The sequence below is a fragment of the Pseudomonas sp. GW458-11-26-14-LB4 genome, from assembly GCF_059423925.1.
This window is the reverse complement of record NZ_JBWKYU010000025.1, coordinates 25,033-40,172: the sequence shown is the minus strand read 5'-3', so window position 1 is coordinate 40,172 and position 15,140 is coordinate 25,033. Positions and strand designations below refer to the sequence as shown.

The 15,140-nt window shown below is 60.2% G+C and carries 17 protein-coding genes; all 17 read left to right on the top strand.

Annotation, left to right across the window (positions count from 1 at the left end; translation table 11 throughout):
- Window positions 1–118: 118 nt before the first annotated feature.
- Window positions 119–610 carry a Fe-S cluster assembly transcriptional regulator IscR gene (gene iscR, locus AC07XZ_RS25825; RefSeq protein WP_007956690.1) on the top strand — a complete coding sequence of 164 codons (492 nt, stop codon included), beginning with the start codon at window positions 119–121 and terminating at the stop codon, window positions 608–610.
- 50 nt (window positions 611–660) lie between these two features.
- On the top strand, window positions 661–1,875 hold the full coding sequence (locus AC07XZ_RS25820; RefSeq protein ID WP_007956689.1) for an IscS subfamily cysteine desulfurase: 1,215 nt from the start codon (window positions 661–663) through the stop codon (window positions 1,873–1,875).
- Window positions 1,876–1,976: 101 nt separating this feature from the next.
- Window positions 1,977–2,363 carry a Fe-S cluster assembly scaffold IscU gene (gene iscU, locus AC07XZ_RS25815; RefSeq protein WP_003227907.1) on the top strand — a complete coding sequence of 129 codons (387 nt, stop codon included), beginning with the start codon at window positions 1,977–1,979 and terminating at the stop codon, window positions 2,361–2,363.
- Between the two features lie 28 nt (window positions 2,364–2,391).
- Window positions 2,392–2,715 (top strand): iron-sulfur cluster assembly protein IscA, encoded by a 324-nt coding sequence (iscA, locus tag AC07XZ_RS25810; protein ID WP_003227904.1) that lies wholly within the window; start codon window positions 2,392–2,394, stop codon window positions 2,713–2,715.
- 8 nt (window positions 2,716–2,723) lie between these two features.
- Complete coding sequence (gene hscB, locus AC07XZ_RS25805) at window positions 2,724–3,245, top strand: co-chaperone HscB (RefSeq protein ID WP_102688193.1); 522 nt, start codon at window positions 2,724–2,726, stop codon at window positions 3,243–3,245.
- A 51-nt stretch (window positions 3,246–3,296) separates the two neighbouring features.
- Window positions 3,297–5,162: a Fe-S protein assembly chaperone HscA gene (gene hscA, locus AC07XZ_RS25800; RefSeq protein WP_085745316.1), complete on the top strand. Its 1,866-nt coding sequence runs from the start codon at window positions 3,297–3,299 to the stop codon at window positions 5,160–5,162.
- Complete coding sequence (gene fdx, locus AC07XZ_RS25795; protein ID WP_007956685.1) at window positions 5,162–5,503, top strand: ISC system 2Fe-2S type ferredoxin; 342 nt, start codon at window positions 5,162–5,164, stop codon at window positions 5,501–5,503. The genes hscA and fdx overlap by 1 nt, the downstream gene beginning before the upstream one ends.
- Before the next feature lie 14 nt (window positions 5,504–5,517).
- Window positions 5,518–5,718 (top strand): Fe-S cluster assembly protein IscX, encoded by a 201-nt coding sequence (gene iscX / locus AC07XZ_RS25790; RefSeq protein WP_085684618.1) that lies wholly within the window; start codon window positions 5,518–5,520, stop codon window positions 5,716–5,718.
- 88 nt (window positions 5,719–5,806) lie between these two features.
- Window positions 5,807–6,232, top strand: coding sequence for a nucleoside-diphosphate kinase (gene ndk / locus AC07XZ_RS25785; RefSeq protein ID WP_039765715.1), 426 nt, complete (start codon window positions 5,807–5,809; stop codon window positions 6,230–6,232).
- A 28-nt stretch (window positions 6,233–6,260) separates the two neighbouring features.
- Complete coding sequence (gene rlmN, locus AC07XZ_RS25780; protein WP_007956683.1) at window positions 6,261–7,409, top strand: dual-specificity RNA methyltransferase RlmN; 1,149 nt, start codon at window positions 6,261–6,263, stop codon at window positions 7,407–7,409.
- 12 nt (window positions 7,410–7,421) lie between these two features.
- Entirely contained in the window at window positions 7,422–8,180 is a 759-nt protein-coding gene (pilW, locus tag AC07XZ_RS25775; RefSeq protein ID WP_085745313.1) for a type IV pilus biogenesis/stability protein PilW, read from the top strand.
- Window positions 8,180–9,238, top strand: coding sequence for a RodZ domain-containing protein (locus AC07XZ_RS25770; protein ID WP_085745312.1), 1,059 nt, complete (start codon window positions 8,180–8,182; stop codon window positions 9,236–9,238). Before pilW ends, AC07XZ_RS25770 begins: the two co-directional genes overlap by 1 nt.
- A gap of 3 nt (window positions 9,239–9,241) precedes the next feature.
- The gene (gene ispG, locus AC07XZ_RS25765; protein ID WP_007956680.1) at window positions 9,242–10,351 is read left to right on the top strand and encodes a flavodoxin-dependent (E)-4-hydroxy-3-methylbut-2-enyl-diphosphate synthase; all 1,110 of its coding nucleotides are present in this window, start codon (window positions 9,242–9,244) and stop codon (window positions 10,349–10,351) included.
- 22 nt (window positions 10,352–10,373) lie between these two features.
- Window positions 10,374–11,663: a histidine--tRNA ligase gene (gene hisS / locus AC07XZ_RS25760; RefSeq protein WP_102688192.1), complete on the top strand. Its 1,290-nt coding sequence runs from the start codon at window positions 10,374–10,376 to the stop codon at window positions 11,661–11,663.
- Window positions 11,664–11,704: 41 nt separating this feature from the next.
- Window positions 11,705–12,346: a tetratricopeptide repeat protein gene (locus tag AC07XZ_RS25755; protein WP_011335807.1), complete on the top strand. Its 642-nt coding sequence runs from the start codon at window positions 11,705–11,707 to the stop codon at window positions 12,344–12,346.
- Window positions 12,339–13,490: an outer membrane protein assembly factor BamB gene (gene bamB, locus AC07XZ_RS25750; RefSeq protein ID WP_039765728.1), complete on the top strand. Its 1,152-nt coding sequence runs from the start codon at window positions 12,339–12,341 to the stop codon at window positions 13,488–13,490. Before AC07XZ_RS25755 ends, bamB begins: the two co-directional genes overlap by 8 nt.
- A gap of 136 nt (window positions 13,491–13,626) precedes the next feature.
- Window positions 13,627–15,099: a ribosome biogenesis GTPase Der gene (der, locus tag AC07XZ_RS25745; protein WP_007956675.1), complete on the top strand. Its 1,473-nt coding sequence runs from the start codon at window positions 13,627–13,629 to the stop codon at window positions 15,097–15,099.
- Window positions 15,100–15,140: the final 41 nt, after the last annotated feature.

Here is a 15,140-nt window from a genome sequence, read left to right as displayed (position 1 = left end):
GCTATCATTCGCGCGCTCTTTTGCGGGTAAACCCGACTAAAGCACTAGGTCTTATAGTTGACTTAAATGCTCGGGAATTGCATACTCCCGCCCATTCCGAACTCCGTGGTAATTGTCCATGCGACTGACTACAAAAGGCCGATACGCCGTGACCGCCATGCTTGACCTGGCGTTGCACGCGCAACACGGGCCGGTGTCCCTGGCCGATATCTCCGAGCGCCAAGGCATCTCCCTGTCCTATCTCGAACAGCTTTTCGCCAAGCTGCGCCGCAGCAACCTGGTTTCCAGTGTTCGCGGTCCGGGCGGTGGCTACCAGTTGTCCCGCGACATGCAGGGCATCCAGGTGGCTCAGGTGATCGATGCGGTGAACGAATCGGTCGATGCAACAAAATGCCAGGGCCAGGGCGACTGCCACTCCGGTGACACCTGCCTGACCCATCACCTGTGGTGCGACCTGAGCCTGCAGATTCACGAATTTCTCAGCGGTATCAGCTTGGCCGACCTCGTAACTCGCCGTGAGGTGCAGGAAGTGGCCCAGCGTCAGGATCAGCGTCGTTGCAATGGCAAGGCGCCGCGCCTGGACAAGATTGAAGCGTCCGCCGTCGAATGACAGCCAGAGAGCTAGCGGCACGCCAGCCAGCCTGATTTAGGAGATAGTCCATGAAATTGCCGATTTACCTTGATTACTCTGCGACCACCCCGGTCGATCCGCGCGTTGCGCAAAAAATGAGTGAATGCCTGCTGGTCGACGGAAACTTCGGTAACCCGGCGTCCCGTTCCCACGTGTTCGGCTGGAAAGCCGAAGAGTCCGTCGAAAACGCCCGTCGTCAGGTGGCCGATCTGGTCAACGCCGACCCGCGTGAAATCGTCTGGACCTCCGGTGCCACCGAGTCCGACAACCTGGCAATCAAGGGTGCGGCACATTTCTACGCCTCCAAGGGCAAGCACCTGATCACCTCCAAGATCGAACACAAGGCTGTCCTCGACACCATGCGCCAACTGGAGCGTGAAGGTTTCGAAGTCACCTACCTCGATCCGACCGAAGATGGCCTGATCACCCCGGCCATGATCGAAGCCGCGCTGCGCGAAGACACCATCCTGGTATCCGTAATGCACGTGAACAACGAAATCGGCACCGTCAACGACATCGCCGCCATCGGCGAGCTGCTTCGTTCCAAAGGCATCCTGTTCCACGTCGACGCCGCTCAGTCCACCGGCAAGGTCGAAATCGACCTGCAGAAACTGAAAGTCGACATGATGTCGTTCTCCGCCCACAAGACCTACGGCCCTAAAGGCATCGGCGCGCTGTACGTCAGCCGCAAGCCGCGTGTGCGCATCGAAGCGACCATGCACGGCGGCGGTCACGAGCGCGGCATGCGTTCCGGCACCCTGGCGACTCACCAGATCGTCGGCATGGGCGAAGCGTTCCGTGTGGCCAAGGAAGACATGGCTGCCGAAAACGTCCGCATCAAGGCGTTGAGCGACCGTTTCTACAAGCAGGTCGAGCACCTGGAAGAGCTGTACGTCAACGGCAGCCTGACCGCCCGCGTTCCGCACAACCTGAACCTGAGCTTCAACTACGTTGAAGGCGAGTCGCTGATCATGGCGCTCAAGGATCTGGCGGTTTCGTCCGGTTCGGCCTGCACCTCGGCGTCGCTTGAGCCTTCGTACGTACTGCGCGCCCTAGGCCGCAACGACGAACTGGCACACAGCTCGATCCGTTTCACCTTCGGCCGTTTCACCACCGAAGAAGAAATCGACTACGCCGCGCAGAAAGTCTGCGAGGCCGTTACCAAGCTGCGCGCTCTGTCGCCGCTGTGGGACATGTACAAAGACGGCGTCGATATCTCGAAGATCGAGTGGGCGGCACACTAAATATAGAAGCCGCCGGATACAGATCCTGTAGCGACGCGGCGGTTTACGCAGCGCAGTTGCAGGGTCTCAAGAGCGGCCCTGATGAGTGAGGATTGAGAATCATGGCTTACAGCGAAAAGGTCATCGACCACTACGAAAACCCGCGCAACGTCGGCAAGATGAACGCGGAAGATCCTGATGTCGGCACCGGCATGGTCGGCGCTCCGGCGTGCGGCGACGTGATGCGTCTGCAAATCAAGGTCAACGATCAGGGCGTTATCGAAGACGCCAAGTTCAAGACCTACGGCTGCGGTTCGGCTATCGCCTCCAGCTCCCTCGCTACCGAGTGGATGAAGGGCAAGACCCTGGACGAAGCTGAAACCATCAAGAACACTCAGCTGGCCGAAGAACTGGCCCTGCCGCCAGTGAAAATCCACTGCTCGGTTCTCGCTGAAGACGCCATCAAGGCCGCCGTTCGCGATTACAAGCAGAAGAAAGGCTTGATCTAAGCATTGGGCGACGAGTAAGGAGTCAATGATGGCTATCAGCATGACAGAAGCGGCTGCTCGACACGTGCGACGCTCCCTCGACGGGCGCGGCAAGGGTGAAGGGATTCGTCTGGGTGTTCGCACCACGGGCTGTTCCGGCCTTGCCTACGTGCTGGAGTTTGTCGACGAGGTGGTTGCAGAAGATCAGGTGTTCGAGAGTCACGGCGAAAAAGTGATCATCGACCCGAAGAGCCTGGCCTACCTCGACGGCACCGAGCTCGACTTCGTCAAGGAAGGGTTGAACGAAGGCTTCAAGTTCAACAACCCCAACGTACGCGGTGAATGTGGCTGCGGCGAAAGCTTCAACATCTGAGGCTTGTCGTGGGTATTCCTTGTCATTTCGCTTTATTCGAGCTGCAACCGGGCTTTCGTCTGGATCTCGAGCAGTTGGCCACGCGCTATCGCGAGTTGGCGCGCGGCGTTCATCCTGACCGCTTTGCCGATGCTTCCGAGCGCGAGCAGCGGTCGGCGCTCGAGCAGTCTGCGCGGCTCAACGATGCCTACCAGACACTCAAGAGTCCGGCCCAGCGTGCACGTTACCTGCTGACCATCAGCGGGCATGAAGTGCCGATGGAAGTCACCGTCCACGATCCCGAGTTTCTTCTGCAGCAGATGCAATGGCGCGAAGAGCTCGAAGATCTGCAGGACAGTGCCGATCTGGACGGTTTCGCGGCGTTCAAGCGTCGCCTGAAAACCGCCCAGGAAGAGCTCAACGAAAGCTTCGCAGCCTGTTGGGATGATGCAGCGCAACGCGAGCAGGCCGAACGCCTGATGCGGCGCATGCAGTTCCTCGACAAGCTCACCTACGAAGTGCGCCAGTTAGAAGAGCGCCTCGACGATTAACCCAGTGCCGCTCCGGTCGCACGCCTGATATACAGATAAGTCCTGATCACGATGGCCCTACTGCAGATCGCCGAACCCGGCCAAAGTCCTCAACCGCACCAGCGTCGTCTGGCTGTGGGGATCGACTTGGGTACTACCAATTCGCTGGTCGCTGCGTTGCGCAGTGGTCTTTCCGAACCGCTGGCCGATGCCGAAGGGCGGGTCATCCTGCCTTCCGCCGTGCGTTACCACGCCGATCGCGTCGAAGTCGGCGAGTCAGCCAAACTGGCTGCGTCCTCTGATCCCCTGAACACCGTGCTGTCGGTCAAGCGCCTGATGGGGCGTGGTCTGTCCGACGTCAAGCAATTGGGCGATCAACTGCCGTACCGCTTTGTCGGTGGCGAATCGCACATGCCCTTCATCGATACAGTGCAGGGGCCGAAAAGCCCGGTCGAAGTCTCCGCCGATATCCTGAAAGTATTGCGTCAGCGCGCTGAAGCCACCCTTGGCGGTGAGCTGGTGGGCGCGGTGATCACCGTTCCGGCGTATTTCGACGATGCTCAGCGCCAGGCTACCAAGGACGCGGCGAAACTCGCCGGTCTGAACGTGTTGCGTCTGCTCAACGAGCCGACCGCTGCGGCGGTGGCATACGGTCTGGATCAACATGCCGAAGGCCTGGTCGCGATTTATGACCTGGGCGGCGGCACATTCGATATTTCGATTCTGCGCCTGACTGGCGGTGTCTTCGAAGTGCTGGCCACTGGCGGCGACAGTGCGCTGGGTGGCGATGATTTCGATCATGCGATTGCCGGCTGGATCATCGAGAGCGCCGGTTTGTCCGCCGACCTCGATCCGGGCGCACAACGCAGCCTGCTTCAAACCGCCTGCGCCGCCAAAGAAGCCCTGACGGACTCTGACAGTGTTGAAGTTGCCTACGGTGACTGGAAAGCGCAACTGACCCGCGAAGCCTTCGATGCGCTGATTGAGCCAATGGTCGCCCGCAGCCTGAAAGCCTGCCGCCGCGCCGTCCGCGATTCCGGCGTCGAGCTGGAAGACGTACACGCCGTGGTCATGGTTGGCGGTTCGACTCGCGTTCCGCGTGTTCGCGAAGCCGTCGCCGAGGCCTTCGGTCGTCAGCCGCTGACCGAAATCGACCCGGATCAAGTGGTGGCCATCGGTGCCGCGATCCAGGCCGATACGCTGGCTGGCAACAAGCGCGATGGCGGCGAACTGTTGCTGCTCGACGTGATTCCGCTGTCCCTGGGGCTGGAAACCATGGGCGGCCTGATGGAGAAGGTGATTCCGCGTAACACCACCATCCCCGTCGCTCGCGCCCAGGACTTCACTACTTATAAAGATGGCCAGTCGGCCATGGCGATCCACGTATTGCAGGGCGAGCGTGAGCTGATCAGCGATTGCCGCTCGCTGGCTCGCTTCGAATTGCGCGGCATCCCGGCGATGGTGGCCGGTGCGGCGAAAATTCGTGTGACCTTCCAGGTCGATGCCGACGGCCTGCTCAGCGTCTCTGCCCGTGAACTGGGTTCGGGCGTTGAAGCCAGCATTCAGGTCAAGCCGTCCTATGGCCTGACTGATGGCGAAATCGCCAAGATGCTGAAAGATTCGTTCCAGCACGCCAATGACGACAAGGTCGCCCGCGTTCTTCGCGAGCAGCAAGTCGATGCCCAGCGCCTGATCGAAGCGGTGCAGGGCGCTCTTGAGGCGGATGGCGAGCGTTTGCTCGACGCCGAAGAGCGCATGGTCATCGATCTGCAGGTGCAGGAACTGACCGAACTGATGAAAGGCACCGATGGCTACGCCATCGAGCAGCAGACCAAGCGTCTGTCGCAAGTGACCGATGCTTTTGCAGCCCGTCGTATGGATCAGACGGTGAAAGCCGCTCTGTCGGGGCGCAATCTGAATGAAATCGAGGATATCTGATGCCGCAGGTCATTTTTCTGCCCCACGAGAAGTTCTGCCCTGAAGGCATGGTCGTTGACGCTGCGCCTGGCACGTCGATCCTCGAACTGGCTCACGAACACCACATCGAGATGGAAAGCGCCTGCGGCGGCGTCTGCGCCTGCACCACTTGTCACTGCATCATCCGCGAGGGTTTTGACTCGCTGGAAGAAGCTGACGAGTTGGAGGAAGATTTCCTTGATCGTGCCTGGGGTCTGGAAGCCCAGTCGCGCCTGGCTTGTCAGGCGATCGTCGGTGAAGAAGACATCACCGTAGAAATTCCGAAATATTCGCTTAACCATGCGGCCGAAGCGCCGCACTGACTGGTAAGACTGTCATGAGCTACGGTTGGAATGATGTTCAACGTATTGCAGAAGAGCTGGCGGAAGCCAAGCCGGGTGTAGATCCGTTTTCTGTCAATTTCGTCGACCTGCAGCGATGGATCATGGAGCTGCCTGACTTCGACAACAACTCTGGCCGTGTCGGCGAGAAGGTGTTGGAAGCGGTTCAGCAGCTCTGGAATGATGAAATAGACTGATCGTCCTCGCAGGTTAGGCAATACCCAAGAACCCGCGTATAATTCGCGGGTTTAATTTTTCGCAAATTACCGTTTCTGGAGTTACACCATGGCTGTTCAACGTACTTTCTCCATCATCAAGCCTGACGCCGTTGCTAAAAACGTGATCGGCAAGATCACCACTCGCTTCGAAGACGCTGGCCTGCGCGTTGTAGCTTCGAAACTGAAGCAACTGTCCAAAGCCGAAGCCGAAGGCTTCTACGCTGAGCACAGCGCTCGTGGTTTCTTCGGCGACCTGGTTGCCTTCATGACTTCGGGTCCTGTTGTTGTTCAGGTTCTGGAAGGCGAAAACGCCATCGCTCGCAACCGTGAGCTGATGGGCGCTACCAACCCTAAAGAAGCTGCTCCAGGCACCATCCGTGCTGACTTCGCTGAATCGATCGACGCCAACGCCGTTCACGGTTCGGACTCCGAAGCCGCTGCTGCTCGCGAAATCGCTTACTTCTTCGCAGCTACTGAAGTAACCACTCGCTAAGCATTGGCTTAAGAGTGAAGGTGAATCCATGACGACATCGACTGTTAAAACCAACCTGCTGGGTCTGACCCAGCCGGAAATGGAAAAATTCTTCGACTCAATCGGGGAGAAGCGATTCCGTGCCGGTCAGGTAATGAAATGGATTCACCACTTTGGCGTCGATGATTTCGACGCCATGACGAACGTCAGCAAGGCCTTGCGCGAAAAGCTCAAGGCTGTTGCTGAGGTCCGTGGTCCCGAAGTGGTCAGCGAGGACATTTCCAGCGACGGCACCCGCAAGTGGGTGGTGCGCGTGGCGTCCGGCAGCTGCGTCGAGACCGTTTACATTCCCCAGGGCAAACGCGGCACTCTGTGCGTTTCGTCCCAGGCAGGCTGTGCCCTGGATTGCAGTTTCTGCTCCACCGGCAAGCAAGGCTTCAACAGCAACCTCACCGCCGCCGAAGTCATCGGTCAGGTGTGGATTGCCAACAAATCCTTCGGCAGTGTTCCGGCTACCATCGACCGCGCCATCACCAACGTGGTGATGATGGGCATGGGCGAACCGCTGCTGAACTTCGACAACGTCGTGGCCGCCATGCATCTGATGATGGATGACCTGGGCTACGGGATCTCCAAGCGCCGCGTGACCCTGTCCACGTCGGGTGTGGTGCCGATGATCGATGAGCTGGCCAAGCACATCGACGTATCCCTGGCGTTGTCCCTGCACGCACCGAATGACGCATTGCGTAACCAATTGGTGCCGATCAACAAGAAATATCCGCTTAAGATGCTGCTCGAGTCGTGCCAGCGCTACATGTCTGAACTGGGCGAGAAGCGCGTGCTGACCATCGAGTACACCTTGCTCAAGGACGTCAACGACAAGCTTGAGCACGCCGTGGAAATGATCGAGCTGCTGAAGAACATTCCGTGCAAGATCAACCTGATTCCGTTCAACCCGTTCCCGCATTCCGGGTACGAGCGGCCGAGCAACAACGCCATCCGCCGGTTCCAGGATCAGCTTCACCAGGCCGGTTTCAACGTCACCGTGCGCACCACCCGTGGTGAAGACATCGACGCGGCTTGTGGTCAATTGGTAGGGCAGGTGCTGGATCGCACCCGTCGCAGCGAACGTTACATCGCCGTGCGCGAATTGAGCGCCGACAGCGATCTGGCGCAGAACGCCGCGAACACTAACTAAGAGAGGATCTCTATGTCCCTGCGCTTTGCGCTGCTGTTGCTGTTGGCCAGCCTGTGTGCTGGTTGTGTCCTGTCGGGCGATTACAACCCGATGAAGACCAGCAAGGGCCGTGACGAAGCGCGGGCTGCCTACGTGCAGCTGGGGCTGGGATACTTGCAGCAGGGCATGACCGAGCGGGCCAAGGTTCCATTGAAGAAGGCCCTGGAGCTGGACGGTTCGGATCCCGACGCCAATGCCGCGCTGGGGCTGGTGTTCCAGGCTGAAATGGAACCTGCGCTTGCTGACGAACACTTCCGCAAAGCCTTGTCCTCCCGTCCCGCCGATGCGCGCATCCTCAACAACTACGGCAGTTTTCTCTACGAAGAACAGCGATACAAGGAAGCCTACGAGCGTTTTGAACAGGCGGCCGCCGATACCCTGTATCCTGAGCGTTCGCGGGTGTTCGAGAACCTCGGCATGACGGCGGCGAAGCTTGGGGAGCGTGATCTGGCGCAGCAGCAGCTGGAAAAAGCGCTGCGTTTGAACCGTCAGCAGCCACGGGCATTGCTGGAAATGGCTGAGTTGTCATTCGAAGACAGGCATTATGTGCCCGCGCGTGACTATTACGACCGTTTCAGCCAGCTCTCCGAGCAAAATGCACGTAGTCTGTTGCTCGCCGTTCGGTTGGCAAAAGTATTTGAAGATCGCGACAAGGCCGCCAGTGCGGGCCTGCAATTAAAACGACTCTATCCCGGTACGCCGGAATATCAGCAATACCTGTCGGAGCAATGATGAAAGCGGCGCATCCCGAAGTTGTAGCAGCGAATCGCGTTAACCCCGGTGAGACCCTGCGCCAGGCCCGCGAAAGCAATGGCTGGTCGCTGGCCGAAGTGGCCCTCAAGCTCAACCTCACCGTGACTTCCCTGAGCAATCTTGAAGCCGGCGCATTCGACAAGTTGCCCGGGCATACCTTCGCTCGCGGTTACATTCGCGCCTACGCCAAATTGCTCGGCATGGATCAGACCGTTCTGGTCCAGCAATTCGATCAGTCTACCGGCACCGATTCCCAGGGCAGCAACGTCCACGCTCTGGGCCGTATCGAAGAGCCGGTACGGGTTTCCCACACCATTTTGCGTATCGTCAGCCTGTTGCTGCTGATTGCGGTCATCGGCGGTGGATTCGTCTGGTGGCAGGATCAGACTTCGCAGCGCACCAAGGACCTGATTGGCCTGGCCCCGGAGCACGTCGAAGTCGAAGGCGCCGACGGCACCACCCAGATTCATCCGCTCGACGAGCCGGAAGACCAGGCCGTCGCGGAAGGCGAAGCCGAGGGCTCGACCGCTCTGGCACTGCCTCAATCGGAAACCACGGCTGAATCGACTGGCGCCGAGACCGAAGCTGCAGCTCCAGCCACCGCACCGGTTGCTCCGGCACCTGCTGCGCCAGCCGCTACTCCGGCTGCACCGGCTCATACGCCGGCGCCTGTGGTTGCTGCTCCAGCGAATCCGGCGCCAGCCGCTCCGGCCACGCCTGCACCGACCGTCACTGCCCCGGCAGCCCCGGCCGTCGCTGCACCCGCGCCGACAGCGCCCGTTGCTCCGGCCGCAGGTCAAGGCCAGGTTCAAGTGCAGTTCATCGCCGATTGCTGGACTCAAGTGACCGATGGCAGCGGCAAAGTGCTGTACAGCGGCCTCAAGCGTAAGGGCGACAGCCTGTCTGTCGTTGGCAAGCCTCCGTTTGCCGTGCGTCTGGGCGTTGCCCGTGGCGCGCAGGTCAGCTACAACGGCCAGCCGGTCGATGTCGCTCCGTTCACCAGTGGCGAGACCGCTCGCCTGAAGTTGGGTCAATAAGTCATGCACGGCGAATCTCCAATCAAACGTCGCGAATCGCGCAAGATCTGGGTCGGTAACGTGCCTGTGGGCGGCGATGCCCCTATCGCTGTGCAGAGCATGACCAACAGCGACACCAATGACGTCGCTGCCACCGTCGCACAGATCAACCGTCTGGAAGCCGCCGGCGTCGACATCGTCCGCGTGTCGGTACCGGACATGGACGCCGCCGAGGCGTTCGGCAAGATCAAGCAACTGGTCAAGGTGCCGTTGGTTGCCGACATCCATTTCGACTACAAGATCGCTTTGCGCGTGGCCGAACTGGGTGTGGACTGCCTGCGCATCAACCCGGGCAACATCGGTCGCGAAGACCGCGTGCGTGCGGTGGTCGATGCCGCCCGTGACCGCGGGATCCCGATCCGCATCGGCGTCAACGCCGGTTCCCTGGAAAAAGACCTGCAAAAGAAATACGGCGAGCCGACCCCGGCCGCGCTGGTCGAGTCCGCCCTGCGTCACGTCGAACACCTCGAACGCCTGAATTTCCAGGACTTCAAGGTCAGCGTGAAGGCTTCCGACGTGTTCATGGCCGTTGAAGCCTACCGTCTGCTGGCCAAGGAAATCGTCCAGCCGCTGCACCTGGGCATCACCGAAGCCGGCGGATTGCGCTCCGGTACAGTGAAATCCGCCGTGGGCCTAGGTATGCTGCTCGCCGAGGGGATTGGCGATACTATCCGCATCTCGCTGGCGGCCGACCCGGTCGAGGAAGTGAAGGTCGGTTACGACATTCTCAAGTCTTTGCATCTGCGTTCCCGTGGCATCAACTTCATCGCCTGCCCGAGTTGCTCGCGGCAGAACTTCGATGTGGTCAAGACCATGAACGAGCTGGAAGGGCGCCTTGAAGACCTGCTGGTGCCGCTGGATGTCGCGGTGATCGGTTGCGTGGTCAACGGCCCCGGCGAAGCCAAGGAAGCCCATATCGGCTTGACCGGCGGCACGCCAAACCTGATTTACATCGACGGCAAGCCGTCGCAGAAACTGACGAATGACAATCTGGTGGACGAGCTGGAAAAGCTGATCCGCGAGAAAGCGGCCGAGAAGGTCGAAGCTGACGCAGCGGTTATCGCGCGCGGCTGATCGAACGAATTAAGGAAATTCTGTGAGCAAGTCTCTGCAAGCCATTCGTGGCATGAACGACATCCTGCCGGAACAGACGCCGGTATGGCGTTATTTCGAAGGCACCGTTTCGCGTCTGCTGGATAACTACGGTTACAAGCAGATCCGCATGCCGATCGTCGAGTTCACCGAGCTGTTCAAGCGCTCGATCGGTGAAGTGACCGACATCGTCGAAAAAGAGATGTACACCTTCGAAGACCGCAACGGCGACTCCCTGACCCTGCGTCCGGAAGGCACGGCTGCGTGCGTGCGTGCGGTGCTCGAGCACGGCATCACCGGCGGTGGCCAGGTGCAGAAGCTCTGGTACATCGGCCCGATGTTCCGTCACGAGCGTCCACAGAAAGGCCGTTATCGCCAGTTCCACCAGATCGGTCTGGAGGTGTTCAACCTCGACGGTCCGGACATCGACGCCGAACTGATCATCATGACCTGGCGCCTGTGGGGCGAGCTGGGCATTCGCGATGCGGTCAAGCTCGAACTCAACAGCCTCGGCACCAGCGAGTCCCGCGGCCGTTATCGTGAAGCGCTGGTCGAGTACCTCTCGGCGCACCACGACAAACTGGACGAAGACAGCCAGCGTCGCCTGAAAACCAACCCGCTGCGCGTGCTCGACACCAAAAATGCCGACACCCAGGCCGTGCTGGTCGATGCGCCGAAAATGGCGGATTACCTGGATGACGAATCCCGTGCCCACTTCGAAGGGCTGAAGGCCCGTCTGGATGCCGTCGGCATTCCTTACGTGCTCAACCCGAAGCTGGTGCGTGGTCTGGATTACTACAGCAAAACCGTATTCGAATGGGTCACCGACAAGCTCGGCGCCCAGGGCACTGTCTGCGCGGGTGGGCGCTATGACGGTCTGGTCGAGCAGATGGGCGGCAAGCCGACCCCGGGCGTCGGTTTCGCCATGGGTATCGAGCGTCTGGTGCTGCTGCTGGAAACCCTGCAGCAGATCCCGGAAGAAATCTCCCGTCAGGTCGACGTCTATCTCTGCGCCTTCGGCGAAGAAGCAGAGCTGGCCGGTCTGGCCCTGGCCGAGCGTGTACGCGACCAACTGCCCAACCTGCGCCTGCAAGTCAATGCCGGCGCTGGCAGCTTCAAGAGCCAGTTCAAGAAAGCCGACAAGAGCGGTGCGCTGTACGCACTGATCCTCGGTGACGACGAAATGGCCCAGCAAGTGGTAGGTTTCAAACCCCTGCGTGGCCAGGGCGAACAACAAAGCATTGCCTGGGATGCGCTCGCTGCACACCTGGCCACCTGCGTCGTGCAGGGTTGAAGCTGTCCAAACAGCCGATTTAGCGATTAAGGAGTATTGGGGTGTCGAGTACCGAAGACGAACAGTTGGCGGATTTGAAGGACTGGTGGACACGCAACGGCAAACCTCTGGTCACCGGCGGCCTGTTGGCGCTGGTCATCGTGTTCGGCTGGCAGGCTTATCACAAGTATCAGAGCAACCAGTCGCAAGGCGCCTCGGTGCTCTATCAGCAATTGCTGGAAACCACGCTGACCCCGGACGGCAAGCCTGATGCCGCGCGCGTCGCGGATCTGGCCGGCAAGCTCAACAGCGAATTCGGCGGTTCTGCCTACGCGCAGTACGGCAGCCTGTTCGTGGCCAAGGTCGCGGTCGACAGCGGCAAGCTGGACGACGCGGCGACCGAACTCAAGGCCATCGTTGCCAAACCGGCCAACCCGGCGCTGGGCGAAATCGCCCGTCAGCGTCTGGCGCAGGTACTGGGCGCACAGAACAAGGCCGACGAAGCCCTGAAACTGCTCGAAGGCGATGCCGACAAGTCGTTCCTGGCCACTCGCGAAGAACTCAAGGGCGACCTGCTGGTACAGCTGGGCCGTACCGACGAAGCGAACGCGGCGTATCAAAAAGCCAAGGCGGCACTGTCGGATGAAGCGGCGGTCGGTGGCCTTCAAATCAAGCTGGACGACCTGGCCAAAGGGGATGCGTGACGTGATCCGTTGGAAGCATGCAGCATTGCTGGCTCTGGCCATTCTGGCCGCGGGTTGCAGCAGCAACAGCAAAAAAGAACTGCCACCGGCCGAGCTGACCGACTTCAAAGAAGAAGTGGTCCTGCACAAGCAGTGGAGCCGCTCGATCGGTGACGGTCAGGGCGAAACGTACAACATGCTGGTACCGGCGATCGACGGTGACACCATCTACGCAGCCGACGTGACCGGTATCGTGATGGGCCTGGATCGCGGCAACGGCGACGTGAAATGGAAGAAAGACCTTGAACTGCCTGTGTCCGGCGCCGTTGGCGTGGGTTACGGTCTGGTCATGGTCGGCACCCTGCGCGGTGAAGTCGTTGCCCTCGACGCCATCAACGGTGAAGAGAAGTGGCGCTCGCGCGTCAACAGCGAAGTCCTCGCGCCACCGGCCAACAACGGTGACGTGGTGGTGGTACAGACCCAGGACGATCGTCTGATCGGTCTGGACGCGTCCACCGGCAATCAGCGTTGGGTGTATGACAGCACTCCGGCCGTACTGACCCTGCGCGGCACCAGCGCACCGATCGTCACCAACCGCCTCGCGGTGGCGGGCCTGTCGACCGGTAAAGTGGTCGCTCTCGACATTTCCAACGGCGTGCCGGTCTGGGAACAGCGGATCGCGATTCCACAAGGTCGTTCGGAACTGGAGCGCGTGGTCGACATCGACGGCGGTCTGCTGTTGTCCGGCGGTACCCTGTACGTCGCCAGCTATCAGGGTCGCGTTGCGGCACTGGATCTGGAAAGCGGCCGTCAGCTCTGGCAGCGCGACGCGTCGAGCTACGCCGGTGTTGCCCAGGGTTTCGGCAACGTCTACGTAAGCCTGTCGTCGGGCACCGTTGAAGGCGTCGACGAGCGTTCCACCACAGCACTGTGGAGCAACGACTCGCTGGCCCGTCGTCAACTGTCGGCGCCGGAAGTGTTCTCCAGCTACGTTGCAGTCGGTGACCTGGAAGGTTACCTGCACCTGCTGAGTCAGGTGGACGGTCGTTTCGTCGGCCGCGAGCGCATCGACAGCGACGGCCTGCGTGCCCGTCCGCTGGTGGTGGGCGACACGATTTATGTGTATGGCAACAGCGGCAAACTGGAAGCCCTGACCATCAAGTAACAACTATGCTTGGGGTTAACTCCCCAGGCGGCCTTGCTTCTGCAGGGTTTGCAGCACCCACGGGTGTTGCCCCGAGCACCAGCCGCTGCCTCGCAGCGGCTTTTGTATTTTCTGAAATAACGAAGTGGAGAGCCGCATGGTTCCCGTAATCGCCCTGGTGGGCCGACCGAACGTCGGCAAGTCCACCTTGTTCAACCGCCTGACCAGGACTCGCGACGCCATCGTCGGCGACTTGTCCGGTCTGACCCGTGATCGCCAGTACGGTGAGGCCAAGTGGCAAGGGCGTTCCTACATTCTGATCGACACCGGCGGTATCTCCGGTGACGAGCATGGTATGGACGAAAAAATGGCCGAGCAGTCGCTGCTGGCCATCGAAGAAGCGGATGTCGTTCTGTTCCTGGTAGATGCCAAGGCCGGTTTCACCGCCGCCGACCAGATGATCGCCGAACACTTGCGCAAACGTAACAAGCGTTCCCACGTGGTTGCCAACAAGGTCGACAACATCGATCCGGAAATGGCCCGCGCCGAATTCGCCCCGCTGGGCATGGGCCACGCGATCCCGATCGCCGGCGCCCACGGTCGCGGCATCACGCAATTGCTGGAAGCCGCCCTGAGCGACTTCCCGCGCGATGATGACGAACCGGCCGAAGGTGAAGAGGAAGAAGTGGTCGCCGAAGGCGAGGAAGCCAAGCGCATTCCTGGCCCGAGCGAAAAAGACGGGATCAAGATCGCCATCATCGGCCGTCCGAACGTCGGCAAGTCGACCCTGGTCAACCGCATGCTCGGTGAGGACCGGGTTATCGTCTATGACCAGCCCGGCACTACCCGCGACAGTATCTACATCCCGTTCGAGCGTAACGACGAGAAGTACACGCTGATCGACACCGCCGGTGTGCGCAAGCGCGGCAAGATCCACGAAGAAGTCGAAAAATTCTCCGTGGTCAAAACCCTGCAGGCGATCAAAGACGCCAACGTGGTGATCTTCGTGATGGACGCCCGCGAAGGCGTGGTCGATCACGACCTCAACCTGCTGGGCTTCGCCCTTGAAGCAGGTCGTGCGCTGGTGATCGCGATCAACAAGTGGGACGGCATGACGCCGAGCGAGCGCGACTTCGTGAAGGTCGAGCTGCAGCGTCGGTTGTTCTTCGTTGACTTCGCCGATATCCACTTCATCTCGGCTCTGCACGGTACTGGCGTGGGCAACCTCTACGCCTCGGTACAAAACTCGTTCAAGTCGGCGGTCACCCGCTGGCCGACCAGCCGCCTGACGCAGATTCTCGAAGACGCGGTCAGCGAGCACCAGCCGCCGATGGTCAACAGCCGCCGGATCAAGCTGCGTTACGCTCACCTGGGTGGTGCGAACCCGCCGATCATCGTGATCCACGGCAACCAGATCGAGAAAGTGCCGAAGTCGTACGTGCGCTATCTGGAAAACACTTACCGCCGTGTGCTCAAACTGGTCGGTACGCCGATCCGTATCGAGTTCAAGGGCGGCGAGAACCCGTACGAAGGCAACAAGAACACGCTGACCGACCGCCAGGTCAACAAGAAGCGTCGCTTGATGTCGCACAACAAGAAGGCCAGCAAGAAGCGTCGCGACAAGAAGTAAAAAAGAGCAGCTGCGGGTTTCGAGCTGCAAGCTTCAAGTTA

Excerpts from the sequence above, each read along its gene's own strand:
- iscR (WP_007956690.1), top strand. The coding sequence starts at position 119 with ATGCGACTGACTACAAAAGGCCGATACGCCGTGACCGCCATGCTTGAC.
- ispG (WP_007956680.1), top strand. The coding sequence starts at position 9,242 with ATGCACGGCGAATCTCCAATCAAACGTCGCGAATCGCGCAAGATCTGG.
- iscA (WP_003227904.1), top strand. The coding sequence starts at position 2,392 with ATGGCTATCAGCATGACAGAAGCGGCTGCTCGACACGTGCGACGCTCC.
- ndk (WP_039765715.1), top strand. The coding sequence starts at position 5,807 with ATGGCTGTTCAACGTACTTTCTCCATCATCAAGCCTGACGCCGTTGCT.
- AC07XZ_RS25820 (WP_007956689.1), top strand. The coding sequence starts at position 661 with ATGAAATTGCCGATTTACCTTGATTACTCTGCGACCACCCCGGTCGAT.
- iscU (WP_003227907.1), top strand. The coding sequence starts at position 1,977 with ATGGCTTACAGCGAAAAGGTCATCGACCACTACGAAAACCCGCGCAAC.
- hscA (WP_085745316.1), top strand. The coding sequence starts at position 3,297 with ATGGCCCTACTGCAGATCGCCGAACCCGGCCAAAGTCCTCAACCGCAC.
- bamB (WP_039765728.1), top strand. The coding sequence starts at position 12,339 with ATGCGTGACGTGATCCGTTGGAAGCATGCAGCATTGCTGGCTCTGGCC.
- pilW (WP_085745313.1), top strand. The coding sequence starts at position 7,422 with ATGTCCCTGCGCTTTGCGCTGCTGTTGCTGTTGGCCAGCCTGTGTGCT.
- iscX (WP_085684618.1), top strand. The coding sequence starts at position 5,518 with ATGAGCTACGGTTGGAATGATGTTCAACGTATTGCAGAAGAGCTGGCG.
- rlmN (WP_007956683.1), top strand. The coding sequence starts at position 6,261 with ATGACGACATCGACTGTTAAAACCAACCTGCTGGGTCTGACCCAGCCG.
- fdx (WP_007956685.1), top strand. The coding sequence starts at position 5,162 with ATGCCGCAGGTCATTTTTCTGCCCCACGAGAAGTTCTGCCCTGAAGGC.
- AC07XZ_RS25770 (WP_085745312.1), top strand. The coding sequence starts at position 8,180 with ATGAAAGCGGCGCATCCCGAAGTTGTAGCAGCGAATCGCGTTAACCCC.
- der (WP_007956675.1), top strand. The coding sequence starts at position 13,627 with ATGGTTCCCGTAATCGCCCTGGTGGGCCGACCGAACGTCGGCAAGTCC.